Consider the following 16010-nt stretch of genomic DNA (forward strand, 5'->3'; position numbering starts at 1 on the left):
CCTTCGAAGTGACGTACCGGAGAACCGGGTTCGGCTACTTCAGCCGGAAGGCCTTCATGGCCTTCAGCCCGGTGGTGAAGAGCGCGGCGAAGCGCTCGTCGTCCAGTCCGAAGGACGGCGCGAGCGGCACCAGCCGCTGGGTGGCGACGGTCTGCGCCTCGGTGTAGCGCAGGATGCCCTCGGCGCCGTGCCGGCGGCCGAGCCCGGAGTCCCCCATGCCGCCCATCGGCGAGGCGACCGAGCCGTACGCCGCCGCGTACGCCTCGTTGACATTGACCGTGCCGGTGCGCAGCCGGGCGGCAACGGCCCTGCCGCGGCGCGAATCCCTCGTCCAGACACTGGAGTTGAGGCCGTAGGGGGTGGCGTTGGCGGCGGCGACGGCCTCCTCCTCGGTGTCGAAGCGGTAGATCGACACCACCGGGCCGAAGGTCTCCTCGGCGCAGACCGCCATCTCGGGGGTGACCCCGTCCAGGACGGTCGGCTCGTAGAACAGCGGGCCGAGGTCGGGGCGGGCCCGCCCTCCGGTGAGCACGGTGGCCCCGGCCTTGACGGCCTCCTCGACGTGCCGGGTGACGGTCTCCAACTGCCGCTCGGAGACCAGCGAACCCATGTCCGCCCCGTACGCCAGGCCGCCGCCGAGCCGCAGCGCGGCGGTCCGGGCGACGAAGCGGGCCAGGAAGTCGTCGGCCACCGAGCGGTGCACGAAGAGCCGCTCGATCGAGATGCACAGCTGGCCGGCCGAGGAGAAGCAAGCGCGGACGGCCCCCTCGGCGGCACGGTCCAGATCGGCGTCGGCGAGCACCAGCATGGCGTTCTTGCCGCCGAGTTCGAGCGAGGCACCGACCAGCCGGGCGGCGGCCTGCTGGGCGACCTGGCGGCCGGTGCGGGTGGAGCCGGTGAAGGAGACGTAGTCGGCGTGCTCGATCACGGCGGGGCCGATCACCGGTCCGTCGCCGATCACGATCTGCCACAGGTCGGCGGGCAGTCCGGCCTCCACCAGCAGCTCGCGGGCCCACAGGGCGGTCAGCGCGGTCTGCGTGTCGGGCTTGTTGACCACGGCGTTGCCGGCCGCGAAGGCGGGCAGGGCGTCGCCGACGGAGAGTTCCAGCGGGTAGTTCCACGGGGAGATCTGGCCGATCACCCCCTTGGCGCGGCGGGACTCCACGGCGTGGGTGAGCACCGGGATCGCCCCGGAGCGGCGCCGGTCGCGCAGATAGCCCTCCGCCCGGCGGCCGTAGTGCCGGGCGGCCATCGCCACCGCCAGCACCTCCTCGAAGGCGTGCAGCCTGGCCTTGCCGGTCTCGGCCTGGATCAGGTCGAGCACCTCGTCCTGCCGCTTGAGCAGCAGGTCGTGGAAGCGCAGCAGCACCGCGGCACGGCGGCGGACGGGCAGCGCGGCCCAGCTGCGCTGCGCCCGCCGCGCCAGCTGGTAGGCCACCTCGACGTCGGCCGGGGTGGACTGCGGCAGCGCGGCGAGCCGCTCCCCGGTGAGCGGGGTGGTGGTGTGCACCAGCTCCGGTTCACCGGCCGCGGTGATGCTCCGGGCCAGCCGGGCCACCAGCGAGGCCGGTACGGCCGCGGCGACCGTACGCGCGCCGCCGCCGGCCGCCGGGTTGCGCCGCTCGCCCCGGCCGGGGGCCTGACCATCTGCCGTGATGTCCGTCATGAGCGCAGCCTAGGCGCTCGGCGGCCACTGCGGTACCCGTCGGTAACAGGCGATCGCGACCGAACGTCCAGTCGCGGTGGGCGGTTTCAGCGCGTGCTGAAGTTGTTGAGCACCGTGGTGAACCGCCGCTGCCCGGTGAGCCAGTCCTTCTCCGGGGTGCACACGTAGATGCCGTACGAGGTGCCCTTGTCGTCCAGGTACTCCACCTCCTTGGCGTGGCGCCGGATCCCGTCCTTGCTGCCGACGAAGGTGAAGTCCCAGGACGCGGCCTCGTGCCCGTTCACCTTGGCGTCGACCAGGCTGCCCCGGTGGTAGTCCTTCAGCTTCTTGATCAGGTCGCGCTCCATCTCGAGGAAGTGCTCGCGCGGCCCGAGCGACTGGGCGACCGTCTTCGAGAACTGCACGAAGTGCAGCCCGCCGTCGGGGCTGTAGATGATCTGTTCGACACCCTGCGTCGAGCGCACCCAGGGCGCGCCGTCACTCGGAACCGGGAAGCGGAAACCCGCCGGATCGTCCACCCAGGTATAGCCGGTGGGGGCCGGGCCGGTGGCGGGCGCCGCGGAGATGGTCACGGTGGGGCCCGGGTCCGGCGCCGTGGGCGTGGGCGTGGGCGGGGGCGTGGGGTGGTCGTCGCGCAGCAGCTCGGGTACCGCGAACGCGGCACCGGCGGCCAGCGCGGCGGCGACGGCCAACGCCACCGCGATCCACAGGCCCCTGCGGCGCCTGGGCCGGGCCGCGGCGGGCGGCTCGGTGTCCGCGGACGCGGGCATCGCCGTCTGGGTGGGCGCCGACTCGACAGCGGGGGCGGCGGCGGGGACGGCCGGGTCGGCCGGCCGGTCCGCCTCCTCGACGGCCGGCTCGGCCCGGTCCACCACCGGGACGGCCTGGGTCGGCATCCGCGGCTCGCCCTTCGACACCGCCCTGATGCCGATGGTGTGCCCGGCGGTCACCTCGGCGAGCATCCGGGTGGCCTCGTCCGCGCTCGGCCGGTCCGCCGGGTCCTTGGCCATCAGCGCGGCCAGCACCGGACCGAGCGCCCCGGCCCGGCGCGGCTCCGGCAGTGGGTCGCCGACCACCGCCGCCAGGGTGGTGATCGGCGAGGTGCGGCGGAACGGCGACTGGCCCTCCACTGCGGCGTACAGCGTCGCTCCGAGGCCCCACAGGTCGGAGGCCGGGCCAGGGCGCTCACCCTGGGCCCGCTCGGGCGCGAGGTAGTCGGGCGAGCCGACCAGGTCGCCGGGCCGGGTCAGCTCGGTGGAGCCCTCGAAGGTGGCGATGCCGAAGTCCAGCAGCACCACCCGGCCGGTGTTGTGCTCCAGCAGCACGTTGGCGGGCTTCACGTCGCGGTGCAGCACACCCAGCTGGTGGCCCCTGTGCAGCGCGGCCAGCACCTGCAGGCCGACCTCGGCGGCCTCCCTGGGCTGCAGGGTGCCGTCCTGGCTGATCACGTCGGCCAGCGAGCGGCCGTCGATCAGCTCCATCACGATCCACGGCCGGCCGTCCTGCTCCACCACGTCATGGATGGTGATCACACCCGGGTGCTTGATCCGCCCGGCGGCCCTGGCCTCGCGCTTCATCCGGGACTGGAGGATCTCCAGCTCCTCCTCGGGGAGGTGGTTGACGGTGAGCTCCTTGACCGCCACCTCGCGGTCCAGCATCTCGTCCCGCGCCCGCCAGACCGTTCCCATGCCGCCGCGGCCCAGCCGCTCGCCCAGCGTGTAGCGCCCGACCAGCACTCGCTGCGCTTCTCTGGCCTGCGCCGACTGGTCCTGCACGCCCATGGCGACCGTTCCCCCTCATCAGCCCACCGTCACCTTGACGGAGGTGGTTCCGGTGCACCGTTGACTCACCGATAGGACAACTTCCATGCACAGGTTAGGCGCCCGACTCCACGCCCGGAATTCCGACCCGGCCGGCTGACCCGGGTGTGACCTAGACCTCACCTCGTCTCGGACCGTCCAGTCGGGCGGTACGCATGCCCACGAGCCGCTCAGCCCGCCAGCGAAACCACCAGCACCAGTGCCACCACCAGCAACACCAGCACCCCGGCCACCAGTAGCGGCCCCAGCAGCGCGGGCGGCAGGGCCGACGGCCGGTGTGCCACCACCCGCTCCGGTCTGCTCCGCCGGATGGCCGGACCGTTCGGGTGGCGCACCAGCGGCCCGCGCGGACGGCGCACCGGCAACTCCTGCACACCCTGCGGCCGCGGCCCGTACGGCTCCGGAGCCGCGCCGATCAGCGTGGCCAGCTCCCGCCGGACCTCGGCGATCCCGGGCCGGGCGGCCACCTCGGACCGCAGCAGCCTTTCGACCAGCGGCGCCAGCGGCCCGCAGCCGTCCATCGGCCCCGGGTGCCCGGCCCGGATCGCGGCCAGCAGGGTGGGCAGGTCGTCCTCCGGGTACGGGGCACGGCCGGTCAGCAGCCGGTACAGCAGGACGCCCAGCGCCCAGCAGTCCGCGGCGGGACCGGTCTCCAGCGCCCAGCGCTCGGCCCTGGGGCCCAGCAGTAGGGATCTGGCGTCGAGGATCCGTCTGGCCTGCAGCGGGGTCGGCGCGGCGTCACCAGGGCCTCCCAGGGCCGCGCACAGCTCCTCCTCGGCCGCCCCGAGCAGCAGGCCGCCGAGCAGCGCGGCACCGTCCTCGCAGACCACCACGCTCTCCGGCGCAACGTTTCCGTGTGCCAGCCCGGCCCGGTGCAGCTCATGCAGCCCGGCCGCCAGGTCGGCGGCGATCTCCGCGGCCCGGTACGGCGGGAGCGGCCCCGCACCGGCGAGAGCGGCCAGCGAGCAACCCGGCGGACGCTCCTCGGCCACCCAGAGCAGGTCCTCCTCCGCCACGGCCTCGACGGGCCGCAGCAGCCTCGGGTGCTCCGGCGCGCACTCGGCCGCGGCCGCCGCCCGCCGGGCGATCCACTCGCCGTGCGCGGGGTCCGGACCGGCTGCCGCCCGCCCGGGCACCAGCAGCCCGGGCAGGTCGAGCGCGTACAGCAGCACCTGGTCACCGGTCTGCTGGTCCTGCGCGAGCATGCCGCGGCCGTCCGGATGGTCCGTCAACCGGTACCGTCCGGCCACCACTTGGCCTGGAGCCGCTCGCATGGGCCTTCCTCGCTGGACTGGGAATCAGGTCGGGCCGCTCGTCTCCCGTCGCCGTCAAGGACGGCCGGCCGCCGCCACCGGTTGCAGAACGCCTCAGGACGCGGGCTGGAACGTGTCGAAACCGACCTGCCTGGCCTGCGCGTTGGCGCTCGAGTTCCAGTCGGCGTCCGGGGTGATCCAGTAGAGCGCGTAGCCGTACTTGCCGGTGACGAGACCCCGGTTGAGCGAGTGCAGCACGGGGTTGCTGCTGCTGGTCCACTCCCAGTCCGCGGCGTTGGTCCACTGCCGGTAGGTGATCTGCTCGACCCGGATGCGGTGGTAGTTGCTCATGGTGCTGGTCTTGTCGCCGTCCTGCCAGTCCGCGAGCGCGCTCTTGCCGGGCGGGGTCTTCCAGTCCACCACCAGCTTCACGCCGTTGCCGGTGAACTTGCGGCTGGTGTCGTGGTAGTCGGGCCCCTGGTCCTTCAGCCAGTCCGGCAGGACGATCGAGAAGCCCGAGCCGTCCTGGTACCGGTAGAACCCCTCCGGCACCTGGGAGCCGCCGGTGGACGGGCCGGGCGAGGACGACGCGGGTGCGCTGCCGGGCGAGTCCGAGGCACTGGCGGAGGCAGTGGCGGAGCCGCTGGGGCTGGCGGCGGGTGCCGGGGCGGCGGCCCCGGTGGCGGTCGGCACGGCGGACGCGGACGCGCGCTGGATACCGGCGTTCCCGGAGCTCGCGCTCGCGCTGCCGTGGCCCTTCTCCCGCAGCACCACGAACAGCACCGCGACCACCACCAGGATGACCACCAGCGCGGCCCCCGCGAGCACCGCCGGGCGGCGGAGCAGCCCGGGCACCCCGGCCGTCGGCCTCGTCCCCGAGGGCACCATCGTGGTCTCGAATCCGCTGACCGGCGCGGGCGCGGGCGCGGGTATGGGCGCCGCCGCGGGCTGCTCCGCCGCCCGGCTGCCGACCCGGACCGTCCCCAGCAGCCCGCTCACGCCGCGCCTGGGGGCCTCGGGCTCCTCCGGCTGCTCCGCCTTGGCGGCCTGCTCGGACTTCGAGACGGCCTGCTCCGCCCTGGCCGCGGCCTGCTCCGCCTTCGCGGCGGCCTTGGCCGACTTCCTCGGCGCGGCCGCCGGCACGTCGGCGGCGGGGGCGGGCACGGCCTGTTGGGTGGTGGACTCCGCCTCGGCGGTCGCGTCGGCGACGATCCGCTTGAGCATCGAGCGGGTGGTGGAGGCGTCCAGCCGCTTGGCCGGATCCTTCTCCAGCAGGCCCTCGATGACGGGCTGCAGCGGCCCGGCCTTCTCCGACTTCGGCAGGGACTCGGTCATCACCGCGGTGAGGGTGGCCAGTGCCGCCCCCCGGTCGTACGGCGGCTTGCCCTCGATCATCGCGTACAGCGTGCCGCCGAGCGACCAGAGGTCGGCGGGCGGTCCGGGCTTCTGCCCGCGCGCCCGCTCGGGCGAGATGTACGAGGGCGCACCCACCAGCATGCCGGTGGAGGTGATCGAGGCGTCGCCCTCGACGCTGGCTATGCCGAAGTCGGTGAGCACGACCCGGCCGTCCTCGCCGATCAGGACGTTCGACGGCTTGACGTCACGGTGCAGGATGCCCTGGCTGTGCGCCGCACCGAGCACGCCCAGCACCTCGAGCGCGATCTCGGCTGCGCGGGCCGGGCTCAGCGTGCCGTCCTCCTTGATGACCTCGGCCAGCGAGCGCGACTCGACCAGTTCCATCACGATCCACGGCCGCTCGTCCTCCTCGACCACGTCGAAGACGGTGACTGCGGCGGTGTGCCTGATCCGCGCGGTCGCCTTGGCCTCGCGCAGCGTACGGACGATCAGACGGTGCTTCTCCTCCTCGTCCGTACCGCCCTGCATGCGCAGTTCCTTGACGGCGACGATCCGGCCGAGCAGTTCGTCCTCGGCCCGCCACACGGTGCCCATCCCGCCCCGGCCGAGCACCTCGTTCAGCCGGTAGCGGCCGGCGAGGAGACGCCCGGTGGAACCCTGCGGCTGGGTCATTGGTGCCTCTTCCCCCTTGTGCGGCGGCGTTCGGGATGACGGCGCGTCGGCAGGAGCCGTGAGCAGACCGGCCGGGGCCGTGGACTGCGCCCGGCGGTGGGGCTCCGAACGCCAAGCCTCCATCATCCCCTGTCCCGGGCGCGCCCCACCACCCGCCCCGGGTCTGATCGTCGGGTTCCGGCCGGTAGGACGATGCTACGTGCCCGACCGGCCATCAGAAATGGCCGCGGACCCGCCCATTGCTTTCGCCGCCGGCCGCAGCCGTTCACCGAATCTCCCGGCGAGTACACCGAGATCACCACACCGGAACGCGGCAGGGCCCCCGCCGAAGCGGGGGCCCTGCCGCGTTCCTACGGTCCGTCAGCGCCGCGGCGCCGGCGCCTACCGGTGGTTGAGCGCCGGGTTGACGGTGACCTCGACCCGCTGGAACTCCTTGAGCTCCGAGTAGCCGGTGGTGGCCATCGCACGGCGCAGCGCGCCGAAGAGGTTCATGGTGCCGTCGGAGGTGTGCGACGGGCCGGTGAGGATCTCCTGGGTGGTGCCGACCGTGCCCAGGTCCACCCGCTTGCCGCGCGGCAGCTCGGCGTGGACGGCCTCCATGCCCCAGTGGAATCCCTTGCCCGGGGCGTCGGTGGCGCGGGCCAGCGCGGCACCGATCATCACCGCGTCCGCGCCGCAGGCGACGGCCTTGGCGATGTCGCCGCTGTAGCCGACGCCGCCGTCCGCGATGACGTGCACGTAGCGGCCGCCGGACTCGTCCATGTAGTCGCGGCGGGCGGCGGCCACGTCGGCCACGGCGGTCGCCATCGGGACCTGGATGCCCAGGACGCCCCGGGTGGTGTGCGCGGCACCGCCGCCGAAGCCGACCAGCACACCGGCCGCGCCGGTCCGCATCAGGTGCAGCGCGGCGGTGTAGGTGGCGCAGCCGCCGACGATCACCGGGACGTCCAGCTCGTAGATGAACTGCTTCAGGTTCAGCGGCTCGGCGGCACCCGAGACGTGCTCGGCGGAGACCGTGGTGCCGCGGATCACGAAGACGTCCACACCGGCGTCCACGACGGCCTTGGAGAACTCGGCGGTGCGCTGCGGCGAGAGCGCGGCGGCGGTGACCACACCGGACTCGCGCACCTCCTTGATCCGCTTGCCGATCAGGTCGGCCTGGATCGGGGCCGCGTAGACCTCCTGCAGGCGCCGGGTCGCGGCGGCCTCGTCCTCGATAGCGGCGATCTCGTCCAGCAGCGGCTGCGGGTCCTCGTACCGGGTCCACAGGCCCTCGAGGTTCAGCACCCCGAGGCCGCCGAGCTGGCCGATCGCGATGGCCTGCGCGGGCGAGACCACGCTGTCCATCGGGGCCGCCAGGAACGGCAGCTCGAAGCGGTAGGCGTCGATCTGCCAGGCGATCGAGACCTCCTTCGGGTCCCGGGTGCGACGGCTGGGGACGACGGCGATGTCGTCGAAGGAGTACGCCCGGCGGCCGCGCTTGCCTCGCCCGATCTCGATCTCAGTCACTTCGAGCCCTTCTGCTGCTTGCTTAACTCGCGCCGGGTCACCCCGACCGCACCCCAGTATCCCGCACCGGCGCCCCTGAGCGCTCGGCGCCGGCCCGCGGACGGGGGCCGCCGGTCAGGGGTGCGAGGCTCCGCTTGATCAACTGTGCGCGGCGGAAGGCCGGGCCTGCGGGGACCCGCAGGCGGGAGGCGCACCGCCGCTCCGGGGCACTCGGGGTGCGACCGGCCGACCACGGCCTTCCGCCTTCTCACGCACGGCCGGGCAGGGGCCCGTCTCCCGACCCGACTTCCCGACCGCCCGCACCCAAACCGAAGGCCCGCCACCGTCCCCGATGGACGGCAGCGGGCCTCGGCGTCAGCTCAGCGCTCGGCGACCGCTCAGCGGCTGGTGTAGTTCGGCGCCTCGACGGTCATCTGGATGTCGTGCGGGTGGCTCTCCTTGAGGCCCGCCGAGGTGATCCGGACGAAGCGTCCCTTGGTCTGCATCTCCTGGATGGTGGCCGCACCCACGTAGCCCATGGTCTGGCGCAGACCGCCGACCAGCTGGAACAGCACCGCGGCGAGCGGACCGCGGTAGGGCACCTGGCCCTCGATGCCCTCGGCGATCAGCTTCTCGTCGGAGCTGACCTCGGCCTGGAAGTAGCGGTCCTTGGAGAAGGACTTCGCCTGGCCGCGGGTCTGCATCGCGCCCAGCGAGCCCATGCCTCGGTACGACTTGAACTGCTTGCCGTTGATGAACATCAGCTCACCCGGCGACTCCTCGCAGCCGGCCAGCAGGGAGCCGAGCATCACGGTGTCGGCACCGGCGCAGAGCGCCTTGCCGATGTCACCGGAGTACTGCAGGCCACCGTCGCCGATGATCGGCACGCCGGCGTCATGGCAGGCCAGCGCGGCCTCGTAGATCGCGGTCACCTGCGGCACGCCGACGCCGGCCACCACCCGGGTGGTGCAGATCGAGCCCGGGCCCACACCGACCTTCACACCGTCCACGCCGGCGTCGATCAGCGCCTGGGCGCCGTCCCGGGTGGCGACGTTGCCGCCGATGACGTCCACGTTCACGGCCGCCTTGATCTTGGCGATCCAGGCCAGCGCGTTGTGGCTGTGGCCGTGCGAGGTGTCCACGACCAGGAAGTCGACACCGGCGCCGACCAGGGCCTGGGCGCGGTCGAACGCCTCTGCGGAGGCGCCGACGGCGGCACCGACCAGCAGCCGGCCCTCGGCGTCCTTGGCGGCGTTGGGGTACTGCTCGGCCTTGACGAAGTCCTTGACGGTGATCAGGCCCTTGATCCGGCCCTCGTCGTCGACCAGCGGCAGCTTCTCGATCTTGTGGCGGCGGAGCAGGCCGATGGCCTCCTCGCCGGAGATGCCGACCTTGCCGGTGATCAGCGGCATCGGGGTCATGATCTCGCGGACCTGCCGGCTGCGGTCCGTCTCGAAGGCCATGTCGCGGTTGGTGACGATGCCGAGCAGCTTGCCCTCGGGGTCGGCGACCGGCACACCGCTGATCCGGAACTTGGCGCAGAGCGCGTCCGCCTCGGCCAGGGTGGCCTCCGGGCCGACCGTGATCGGGTCGGCGACCATGCCGGACTCGGAACGCTTCACCAGGTCGACCTGGTTGACCTGGTCCTCGATGGACAGGTTGCGGTGCAGCACACCGACGCCACCCTGGCGGGCCATCGCGATGGCCATCCGGGACTCGGTGACCTTGTCCATGGCCGCCGAGAGCAGCGGGATGTTCAGCCTGACGTTGCGGGAGACCCGCGAGGAGGTGTCGACCTGGTTCGGCAGCACCTCGGAGGCCCCGGGCAGCAGCAGGACGTCGTCGTACGTGAGCCCGAGCATGGCGAACTTCTCGGGTACGCCTGCGGCGTTGTAAGACATGTGAGGGGGACCTTCCGTGGCGGGGCCGTCGATCTGAATCACGTCCGGTGAGGGGTTCCGGGCGCGTCGCTCTCAGCAGGGCGGAGGAGCGGCCGGGACAACCGGCCCCATCCACCCGCGCGCGCACCAGCGCAGGGCCCAGGCCACCAGAACGCTTCGGCGTTTGGAGGATCCTCCGGGAGGACCCCGCGCACACCCACGAAACTTTGGGCAACCCGACCAGGCGCCGATACCCCATGGTACTGGTGTCCGGGGTAATGGAACGCGCTCCTTGACAACACCCGAACTACGAGGACTCTTCCGCCAGCGCCCGCAGCCGGCTCAACGCCCGGTGCTGAGCGACCCGGACGGCCCCCGGGGACATCCCGAGCACCTCGCCGGTCTCCTCCGCCGACAACCCGGCGGCCACCCGCAGCAGCACGAGTTCGCGCTGCCTGGCGGGCAGGTTGGAGAGCAGTTCCTTGGCCCAGGCGGCGTCGCTGCTGAGCAGCGCCCGTTCCTCCGGGCCGAGCGCCTCGTCCGGCAGCTCGGGCAGGTCGTCGGGCGGGATCACGGTGGAGCCGGGGCCGCGCATCGCGGCCCGCTGCAGGTCCGCGATCTTGTGCGCGGCGATCCCGTACACGAACGCCTCGAAGGGACGGCCCTCGTCCTTGTAGCGCGGCAGCGCGCAGAGCACCGCGACGCAGACCTCCTGGGCCACGTCGTCCACGTGGTGCCGGGCACCGCCGGGCAGCCGGACCAGCCGGCCCCGGCAGTAACGCAGGGCGAGCGGATGGACGTAGGCGAGCAGCGCGTCGATCGCGGGACCCTCGCCGCGCACGGCGGCCGCGACCAGCCCGGCGAGCTGTGCCGAGCCGCCGGCACCGAGCACCGGGGGACGCACCTCGTCCTCCTCCGGGTACGACCGATCCGCCTGATCCGCGATGGGAGCACCGGGCGGGTGCTCGTCGGACCGAGCCTCGTCGTCGTACATCGGTCCATGGTGCCTGGTCGAACCGGAAAACGCGGCACCGCGTCCGGAGTTGTGCATCGGAACGTTATGCACCGCACCACCGTGCGTCGCCGCCGTGCGCACCGCGCCGCCTCCCGCCCCGCCCTCCGAAGCCACTGCCGGCCCGGAGATGCCTTGTTCCGTTCCGATCGCCGAGCCTCCTGCGGCCGCACTCTTCGCCGCAGTTTCTGTCCGCCGGTCCCCGAGGTGCTCCACAACTCCATGGTGCAGCCTCGGGACCACAACGTCATACGTCTGAGCGATCGAAACGGCCGGGCGGCCTCTCTCAGCGGACCAGACCCCAGCGGAAACCGAGGGCCACCGCGTGCGCGCGGTCCGACGCGCCCAGTTTCTTGAACAGGCGCCTGGCATGGGTTTTGACGGTGTCCTCGGACAGGAACAGCTCCCGGCCGATCTCCGCGTTGCTGCGCCCGTGGCTCATGCCTTCGAGCACCTGGATCTCACGCGCCGTCAGCGTGGGCGCCGCACCCATGTCGGGACTGCGCAGCCGGCGCGGGGCGAGCCGCCAGGTCGGGTCGGCCAGCGCCTGGGTGACGGTGGCCCGCAGTTCGGCGCGCGAGGCGTCCTTGTGCAGATAGCCCCGGGCGCCGGCAGCCACCGCGAGGGCGACCCCGTCCAGGTCCTCGGCGACGGTGAGCATGATGATGCGGGCGCCCGGGTCCGCCGACAGCAGCCGCCGGACGGTCTCCACACCGCCCAGGCCCGGCATCCGGACGTCCATCAGAACGAGATCGGAGCGATCGGCCACCCAGCGGCGGAGTACCTCCTCACCGTTGGTCGCAGTGGTCACCCGGTCGACGCCGGGCACCGTCGCCACCGCGCGGCGAAGCGCCTCCCGGGCGAGGGGGGAATCGTCGCAGACGAGTACGGATGTCATGACCGTCCTCCGCAGCTGATCCGCGTCACGTTGAGCCTCCTGGCTGGTTCGAACTCTCTCCGACACGGCCGATCGGCGACGGACTTCGTCTGGATCGTGGATGTCCCGCGACCGTTCCCGACGCCCGGCGCCCGCTAACCGCCTCCGCACAACCAACGACCGTCACTCGAATGAGTTACGGCCTTCGGAGCCTTCTCCACCACTGTACGTGGCCAACCCATTACGGATCGGCCACCTCGCGGTGCACACGCCGCACTTTTGTGCTGCTCGCGCGCGGTCCGTGCGCCATGCGCGCACCGTGCGGCCCGCCCACGCCCCCAGGTGCCACCCGGTTGCCACAGCGGCACCGCCAAACACCATGCCCGAATTTGTCCGTTTTTATAGCTTCCGTACGGTCATTGACTGTTGCGTAACTCTGTGGGTGACTTGTCCCAGTAGCTGCCGTAAGTCATATTTCCAGGTGTCCATACCGGTCCTGTCGCGACCTCGCCGAGCCGACGAGTCTCCCGGCGTCGAACCCTCGAAGGGAATGAGCCATGGCAGATTTCTCCCGCCTCCCCGGCCCCAACGCAGACCTCTGGGACTGGCAACTCTCCGCCGCCTGCCGCGGCGTGGACAGTTCGCTCTTCTTCCACCCGGAGGGTGAGCGCGGGGCCGCGCGAAGCTCACGCGAGGCCAGCGCCAAGGAGGTCTGCATGCGGTGCCCGGTGAGGGCAGAGTGCGCGGCACACGCACTGGCCGTGCGCGAGCCCTACGGCGTCTGGGGCGGCCTGACCGAAGACGAGCGCGAGGAGCTGATGGGCCGCTCCCGCAACCGGTTGACCGAGGTCCAGGTGCCGCTCAGCATGCCCACGGCGGCAGGTCACTGACATTCCGATACCTCGTGAAGAAACGTTTCTTCACGAGGCTTCCGTGTGCCACGGGCCCGCCCTACTCACCCGTACGGAGTAATGGTCAGCCGGCGAGCCCGGCACCCGAGAGCTGGTCCAGGGAGGCCGAGAGCTGGTCCAGCATCAGCGCGACGGCCGGCACCTCGGCGAGGTCCGGCAGGGTCAGCGCCACCACCTGACGGGCCGCCGCCTCGCCGCCCGCCGCCCGTACCGGCACCGCCGCGACGCCCGCCTGCCGCACCGAGCGCAGCGCGAGGCCCGGCAGTACCGCCACCCCGAGACCGGCCGCGACCAGGCCGACCACCGCCGGGTAGTCGTCGGTGGCGAAGTCGATCCGGGGCTCAAAACCTGCGGCGGCGCAGAGCTCCACCAGATGCCCCCGGCACTGCGGGCAGCCCGCGATCCACTGCTCGGCCGCCAGTTCGACCAGGTCCACCGGGTTGTCCTCGTCCCGTCCGGCCAGTGGGTGCCCCGCCGGAAGCAGCCCGACCAGCGGATCGTCCAGCAGTTGCCGGACCACCAGGTCGGACCAGTCGTTGGCGGCCAGCGCGGCGGCCGCCTCCAGGGTCGCCTCGGCGCGGGCCTCGCGCGGCGTGGCGTGCGCACCGGCCGGGAAGATCCCGCCCTGGGACTCCGGGTAGCGGAAGGCCAGCGCGATCTCGCACTCGCCGCCGCGAAGCATCGCCAGCGACTCCGGCGGCTCGGCCTCGACCAGGGACACCCGCACCCCCGGGTGCGCGCCCCGCAGCCGGGCCACCGCCGGCGGGACCAGGGCGGAGGAGGCCGTCGGGAAGGAGACCAGCCGCACCCGGCCGGCCCGCAGGCCGGCGATCGCCGCCACTTCCTCCTCGGCCGCGCAGAGGCCGGCCAGGATGCCGGCGGCGTGCTTGAGCAGCACCTGACCCGCCTCGCTCAGCTGCATGCCCCGGCCCGAGCGGACCACCAGCGGGGTGGCGACGGACTTCTCCAGCGCCTTCATCTGCTGGCTCACGGCGGGCTGGGTGCAGCCGAGCTCACGGGCGGCTGCGGAGAAGGAGCCGGTCTTGGCGACAGCGCGCAGGACACGCAGATGGCGGGCCTCGATCATGCCTCAGTTATAAGGCAGACTTTGGCTATTTCAAAATTTTGCTGATATCCAGCGGGTTTCGGCGCGCTCAGGCCCTCAGCGTGCGGGCATGCGCGGCGCACCCCGGCCGGCGTAGTGCACCGGCATCCGCGGTACGACGGGCCCGGCCGGCGAAGCGCCGCTCGCGCAGGCCGGAAGGCCGCCCCCCAACAGCCGGGAAAACGCCGGAGGCCCGGCTCGCACCCCACAGGGTACGGGCCGGACCTCCGGTCACCGGCAGCGAGTGTCAGTGGGCGTGGCCGTGGCCGCCGTGCGAGTGACCGGCGGCCTCCTCCTCGACCTTCTTCTCCACCACGAGGGTCTCGGTGGTGAGCAGCAGGGAAGCGATGGAGGCGGCGTTCTCCAGGGCGGAGCGGGTGACCTTGACCGGGTCGATGACGCCGGCCTTGACCAGGTCGCCGTACTCACCGGTGGCGGCGTTGTAGCCCTGGCCGGCCTCCAGCTCGGAGACCTTGGAGGTGATGACGTAGCCCTCCAGGCCGGCGTTCTGGGCGATCCAGCGCAGCGGCTCGACCAGCGCGCGGCGGACGACGGCGACACCGGTCGCCTCGTCGCCGGTCAGGCCCAGGCCGTCCTCGAGCACCTTGGCGGCGTGGACCAGGGAGGCGCCACCACCGGCGACGATGCCCTCCTCGACCGCGGCGCGGGTCGCCGAGATGGCGTCCTCCAGACGGTGCTTGCGCTCCTTGAGCTCCACCTCGGTGGCGGCACCGACCTTGATGACGCAGACGCCGCCGGCCAGCTTGGCCAGGCGCTCCTGCAGCTTCTCGCGGTCCCAGTCCGAGTCGGTGACGGCGATCTCGGCCTTGATCTGGGCGACCCGGCCCGCGACGGCCTCGGCGTCGCCGGCACCGTCGACGACGGTGGTCTCGTCCTTGGTGATGGTCACGCGGCGGGCGGTGCCCAGCACGTCCAGACCGGCCTGCTCGAGCTTGAGGCCGACCTCCTCGGAGATGACGGTGGCGCCGGTCAGGACGGCCAGGTCGCCGAGGATGGCCTTGCGGCGGTCACCGAAGCCCGGGGCCTTGACGGCCACGGCGTTGAAGGTGCCACGGATCTTGTTCACCACGAGGGTGGAGAGCGCCTCGCCGTCCACGTCCTCGGCGATGATCAGCAGCGGCTTGGAGGCGCCGCTCTGCAGGATCTTCTCGAGCAGCGGGAGCAGCTCCTGGATGGAGGAGATCTTGCTCTGGTTGATCAGGATGTACGGGTCCTCCAGGACCGCCTCCTGACGCTCGGCGTCGGTGACGAAGTACGGCGAGAGGTAACCCTTGTCGAACTGCATGCCCTCGGTGAAGTCCAGCTCCACGCCGAAGGTGTTCGACTCCTCGACGGTGATGACACCGTCCTTGCCGACCTTGTCGATCGCCTCGGCGATCAGCTCGCCGACCTGGGTGTCCTGCGCGGAGAGCGAGGCGACGGCGGCGACGTCGTCCTTGCCCTCGATCTCGCGGGCGACGGAGAGCAGGTGCTCGGAAACGGCGGCGACGGCCTTGTCGATGCCCTTCTTCAGGGCGGCCGGGCCGGCACCGGCGGCGACGTTGCGCAGACCCTCGTTGACCAGGGCCTGGGCCAGCACGGTGGCAGTGGTGGTGCCGTCACCGGCGACGTCGTTGGTCTTGGTGGCGACCTCCTTGACCAGCTGGGCGCCGAGGTTCTCGTACGGGTCGTCCAGCTCGACCTCGCGGGCGATGGTCACACCGTCGTTGGTGATGGTCGGAGCGCCGAACTTCTTGTCGATGACGACGTTGCGGCCCTTGGGGCCGATGGTCACCTTGACGGTGTCGGCCAGCTTGTTGACACCGCGCTCCAGCGAGCGGCGGGCGTCCTCGTCGAACTGCAGGATCTTCGCCATGGTTCCGTTCCCTCGGGGTTTCTGCGTACGTGAGCCAACAACCGCGCCCCGGGCTCCTGTGTCTGGTCCGACACGGATCCGGGGCGGGTCGCTA

11 protein-coding genes are annotated in these 16010 nt (G+C 72.3%); 1 reads left to right on the forward strand and 10 read right to left on the reverse strand.

Going from position 1 to position 16010, the window contains the following annotated elements:
• Positions 1 to 34: 34 nt before the first annotated feature.
• From ABD369_RS03880 to ABD369_RS03915, 8 genes are all read right to left on the reverse strand, one after another.
• Positions 35 to 1666 (reverse strand): succinic semialdehyde dehydrogenase, encoded by a 1632-nt coding sequence (locus ABD369_RS03880; protein ID WP_344634771.1) that lies wholly within the window; start codon positions 1664 to 1666, stop codon positions 35 to 37.
• An 86-nt stretch (positions 1667 to 1752) separates the two neighbouring features.
• Positions 1753 to 3447 carry a serine/threonine-protein kinase gene (locus ABD369_RS03885; RefSeq protein ID WP_344634772.1) on the reverse strand — a complete coding sequence of 565 codons (1695 nt, stop codon included), beginning with the start codon at positions 3445 to 3447 and terminating at the stop codon, positions 1753 to 1755.
• A 209-nt stretch (positions 3448 to 3656) separates the two neighbouring features.
• Positions 3657 to 4760 (reverse strand): protein kinase family protein, encoded by a 1104-nt coding sequence (locus ABD369_RS03890; RefSeq protein WP_344634773.1) that lies wholly within the window; start codon positions 4758 to 4760, stop codon positions 3657 to 3659.
• Positions 4761 to 4853: 93 nt separating this feature from the next.
• Positions 4854 to 6767, reverse strand: coding sequence for a serine/threonine-protein kinase (locus tag ABD369_RS03895; RefSeq protein ID WP_344634774.1), 1914 nt, complete (start codon positions 6765 to 6767; stop codon positions 4854 to 4856).
• A gap of 381 nt (positions 6768 to 7148) precedes the next feature.
• Positions 7149 to 8276 carry a GuaB3 family IMP dehydrogenase-related protein gene (locus ABD369_RS03900; RefSeq protein ID WP_344634775.1) on the reverse strand — a complete coding sequence of 376 codons (1128 nt, stop codon included), beginning with the start codon at positions 8274 to 8276 and terminating at the stop codon, positions 7149 to 7151.
• A gap of 377 nt (positions 8277 to 8653) precedes the next feature.
• Positions 8654 to 10156 (reverse strand): IMP dehydrogenase, encoded by a 1503-nt coding sequence (gene guaB, locus ABD369_RS03905; protein ID WP_344634776.1) that lies wholly within the window; start codon positions 10154 to 10156, stop codon positions 8654 to 8656.
• 286 nt (positions 10157 to 10442) lie between these two features.
• Positions 10443 to 11129, reverse strand: a complete 687-nt coding sequence (gene shbA / locus ABD369_RS03910; RefSeq protein WP_344634777.1) for an RNA polymerase sigma factor ShbA — start codon at positions 11127 to 11129, stop codon at positions 10443 to 10445.
• Between the two features lie 304 nt (positions 11130 to 11433).
• Entirely contained in the window at positions 11434 to 12045 is a 612-nt protein-coding gene (locus ABD369_RS03915; protein WP_014136228.1) for a response regulator transcription factor, read from the reverse strand.
• 536 nt (positions 12046 to 12581) lie between these two features.
• On the opposite strand from ABD369_RS03915, the gene ABD369_RS03920 reads away from it, so the two are divergent.
• On the forward strand, positions 12582 to 12914 hold the full coding sequence (locus ABD369_RS03920) for a WhiB family transcriptional regulator (protein WP_344634778.1): 333 nt from the start codon (positions 12582 to 12584) through the stop codon (positions 12912 to 12914).
• A gap of 85 nt (positions 12915 to 12999) precedes the next feature.
• Here the strand turns inward: ABD369_RS03920 and ABD369_RS03925 are convergent, their stop codons facing one another.
• The gene (locus ABD369_RS03925) at positions 13000 to 14022 is read right to left on the reverse strand and encodes a LysR family transcriptional regulator (protein ID WP_344634779.1); all 1023 of its coding nucleotides are present in this window, start codon (positions 14020 to 14022) and stop codon (positions 13000 to 13002) included.
• 265 nt (positions 14023 to 14287) lie between these two features.
• Positions 14288 to 15916, reverse strand: a complete 1629-nt coding sequence (gene groL / locus ABD369_RS03930) for a chaperonin GroEL (protein WP_344634780.1) — start codon at positions 15914 to 15916, stop codon at positions 14288 to 14290.
• Between the last annotated feature and the right edge of the window lie 94 nt (positions 15917 to 16010).

It is taken from the genome of Kitasatospora cystarginea (genome assembly GCF_039533515.1).
In the GTDB taxonomy this organism is placed as follows: domain Bacteria; phylum Actinomycetota; class Actinomycetes; order Streptomycetales; family Streptomycetaceae; genus Kitasatospora; species Kitasatospora cystarginea.

Excerpts from the sequence above, each read along its gene's own strand:
- ABD369_RS03880 (WP_344634771.1), bottom strand. The coding sequence starts at position 1,666 with ATGACGGACATCACGGCAGATGGTCAGGCCCCCGGCCGGGGCGAGCGG.
- ABD369_RS03920 (WP_344634778.1), top strand. The coding sequence starts at position 12,582 with ATGGCAGATTTCTCCCGCCTCCCCGGCCCCAACGCAGACCTCTGGGAC.
- groL (WP_344634780.1), bottom strand. The coding sequence starts at position 15,916 with ATGGCGAAGATCCTGCAGTTCGACGAGGACGCCCGCCGCTCGCTGGAG.
- shbA (WP_344634777.1), bottom strand. The coding sequence starts at position 11,129 with ATGTACGACGACGAGGCTCGGTCCGACGAGCACCCGCCCGGTGCTCCC.
- ABD369_RS03915 (WP_014136228.1), bottom strand. The coding sequence starts at position 12,045 with ATGACATCCGTACTCGTCTGCGACGATTCCCCCCTCGCCCGGGAGGCG.
- ABD369_RS03890 (WP_344634773.1), bottom strand. The coding sequence starts at position 4,760 with ATGCGAGCGGCTCCAGGCCAAGTGGTGGCCGGACGGTACCGGTTGACG.
- ABD369_RS03885 (WP_344634772.1), bottom strand. The coding sequence starts at position 3,447 with ATGGGCGTGCAGGACCAGTCGGCGCAGGCCAGAGAAGCGCAGCGAGTG.
- guaB (WP_344634776.1), bottom strand. The coding sequence starts at position 10,156 with ATGTCTTACAACGCCGCAGGCGTACCCGAGAAGTTCGCCATGCTCGGG.
- ABD369_RS03925 (WP_344634779.1), bottom strand. The coding sequence starts at position 14,022 with ATGATCGAGGCCCGCCATCTGCGTGTCCTGCGCGCTGTCGCCAAGACC.
- ABD369_RS03895 (WP_344634774.1), bottom strand. The coding sequence starts at position 6,767 with ATGACCCAGCCGCAGGGTTCCACCGGGCGTCTCCTCGCCGGCCGCTAC.